Source organism: Vibrio sp. 10N.222.46.A1 (assembly GCF_041473595.1).
Taxonomy (GTDB): domain Bacteria; phylum Pseudomonadota; class Gammaproteobacteria; order Enterobacterales; family Vibrionaceae; genus Vibrio; species Vibrio tasmaniensis_A.
The window spans coordinates 1-2,688 of record NZ_JBFRSN010000355.1; the positions used below are offsets into that span (position 1 = coordinate 1).

General features: G+C 44.0%; 3 protein-coding genes. 2 read left to right on the forward strand and 1 reads right to left on the reverse strand.

The annotated features are described in order from the left end of the window. A partial coding sequence (locus AB4496_RS11410) for a chemotaxis protein CheW (protein ID WP_372130994.1) occupies positions 1-439 on the reverse strand: 439 nt, incomplete at its 3' end. A gap of 232 nt (positions 440-671) precedes the next feature. Here AB4496_RS11410 and ppiC point away from each other — a divergent pair. Further along, entirely contained in the window at positions 672-1,001 is a 330-nt protein-coding gene (gene ppiC / locus AB4496_RS11415) for a peptidylprolyl isomerase PpiC (RefSeq protein ID WP_269667539.1), read from the forward strand. 283 nt (positions 1,002-1,284) lie between these two features. Further along, complete coding sequence (locus AB4496_RS11420; protein ID WP_009845727.1) at positions 1,285-2,670, forward strand: alpha-amylase family glycosyl hydrolase; 1,386 nt, start codon at positions 1,285-1,287, stop codon at positions 2,668-2,670. Positions 2,671-2,688: the final 18 nt, after the last annotated feature.

A 2,688-nucleotide genomic window follows, 5' to 3' on the forward strand; every position in this document is an offset into this window, starting at 1 on the left:
GTAATAACTCTACGTCGAGCATCTGCACGATACGATCTTCAAAACGTGTAATGCCGGTAACAAACACATTGGTTCCTACACTTGCGGGTGGCGACTCAATACTCTTCCAGTCACATTCAATGATTTTATCAATCGAACGAACCAAGAATGCTACAACGGTTCTTAAGCAATCTGTCACGATGAGCACACAGTCTTGGTATTCAGTCGGTGTGATCGGTCGAAACCCAATAGCCGCAGACATATCAATAACTGGAACCGTAAGTTCGCGAATAGTGACGGTACCAATCACGTGGTGATGAGAGTAAGGGATTTGGGTCATTGGCTGGAAAGGAACGATTTCTCTGACCTTAAGCGTGCCTATCGCAAAACTTTGAGTGAGGGATAACTTGAACATCAGCATTCCCTGTGACTGACTCGCTTTACTTATCGGTTTGGCCATAAGTGGCTCCTACTTAATACGCGCTTAATCTATAAGGATTAATTTAAAGGGAAATGGCATTCGCAGCAAGTCACTATGCGGTTTTTAAAGATCTTTAAGGGGGTTGTTTTCGGTTATAGAGTGAAGAATGACGATTCTTGGGTTAAAATCACGCTAAACGCAGGCGTTTGATGGACTTTTGTCGACAAGTCGTTAGCCGTAAGCAGAATTACAACAGTCAGTACGTTGATGAATTCTACGTAATCATCGCAAATCAACTGACAGCAACAAACTGAGAATTATCATGGCAAGAACAGCAGCAGCGCTTCATATTTTGGTGAAGCATAAAGAATTAGCAGAAGACATCATGACGCAGCTTAAAAAGGGCGCTAAATTTCAAACGCTAGCGAAGAAGCATTCAACCTGTCCATCAGGTAAAAAGGGCGGCGACCTAGGCGAGTTCAAAAAAGGTCAAATGGTGCCTCAGTTTGATAAGATTTGTTTCTCTGGCGAGACACTTGTACCACATCTGGTAAAAACAAAATTTGGCTGGCACGTAGTGAAGGTTCTTTACCGAACTTAGTCATTGATATGTGTTAGATTGAATAAAAGGAGCGTAGATACGCTCCTTTTTTGTCATTTTTGGGCGCATTTAAAAACATTATGGCTGAGTGTTCATCCCGGACGTTATGCGATAATTGGCGCTACGCCCTTAACTATCCACCTTGACTAATCGGTGGGAGGAGGAGGGGTTTTAATGAGTAACTCATATAATAAATACCATTCTTAAGGAAATTTATGCAGCTTTGCCTTTTAGCCTTTGTATTTATCTAGAAAGCTGTAAACGAGTTTGGTAGGAGAACAACATGGAGAGTTCAGCTATGTTAAGCACCCCAGCGACAGATGTTATATTGCATGCTTTTGACTGGTGCTACGCTGACGTAATGAAGAACGCCCCTCTGATTCAAGAGTTGGGTTATAAATCTGTTTTAGTCTCGCCGGCAATGAAGTCGTTACGAGGGCCTAAAGGCTGTGATCGAGATACAGGTACCCAATGGTGGCAGCGCTATCAACCCCAAGATTATCGTGTGATCGATAATCAGCTTGGTGATACGCAAGACTTCACTGCAATGGTGAACACGTTAAAGCAACATGGGCTTCGTACCTATGTGGACGTTGTGTTTAACCACATGGCTAACGAGTCGAGTATTCGCGGTGATTTGACGTATCCAAATCAACAAGACATGGCGTCTTACCAACAAGATTCTGAGTATTACGAATCCGTTCGTTTGTTTGGTGATCTTTCTAAACCTTTGTTTGATGAGAACGACTTTGTCGAAGCGTTTGGTATCAAGAACTGGAAAGACACTTGGGAGGTGCAAAACGGACGTATTACTGGTGGAGCAAGCGATCCAGGCCTGCCAACGCTGTTAGACAACGACAATGTGGTTACACAGCAGCGAGCTTACCTAAAAGCCTTGAAAGTGATTGGTGTGAAAGGGTTTCGCATCGACGCAGCGAAACACATGACACTGTCACATCTACGTAAGGTTTGGACTGATGATATCTGTGAAGAAATGCATATCTTTGGCGAGATCATTACTGACGGTGGTGCAACCAAAGAAGAGTACGAACTGTTCCTCGAGCCTTACCTTAAACACACTCGTTTAGGGGCGTATGATTTTCCGCTATTCAATACCATCTTCAAAGCTTTTGAAGAGCAGGGCAGTTTTAAGTCTCTGATCAACCCATACTGTTTTGGTCAAGCTCTGTCGAACATGCGAGCGATCACTTTTGCTGTCACTCATGACATTCCAAATAACGAGGTGTTTTTGGAACATGTGATGGATGAAGTCGACGAGCAATTAGCTCACGCCTTTATTCTTGGACGAGATGGCGGTGTGCCGCTTGTTTACAGTGAGCTCAGCACCAGCGGTATTCTGGACAAGAGTGGCCAACCTCGTTGGCTTAACGACTGGCAAGCGCCTTATATGAAAAACATGATTCAATTCCATAACCATGTTCATGGCGAAGCGATGCAGGTGGTTGAAGCCAATGATGACTTGTTGGTGTTTGTTCGTGGCGACAAAGGCATTGTGGTGATTAATAAATCGAAACGAAGCAAGACGGCCTCATTAAATTGGACAGGCGCTGTGACGGATCTGTTGTCTGGCGAAGTGTTCGAATGTGTTGGTAAGGACTTAACTATTAAGGTTGAATCCAACCAGTGCATGATGCTGACGACCAACTAGCTCGAGCCTGTTACGAGT

What these genes read in the sequence shown, in the direction of transcription:
- AB4496_RS11420 (WP_009845727.1), top strand. Translation starts at nt 1,285, where the DNA reads ATGGAGAGTTCAGCTATGTTAAGCACCCCAGCGACAGATGTTATATTG.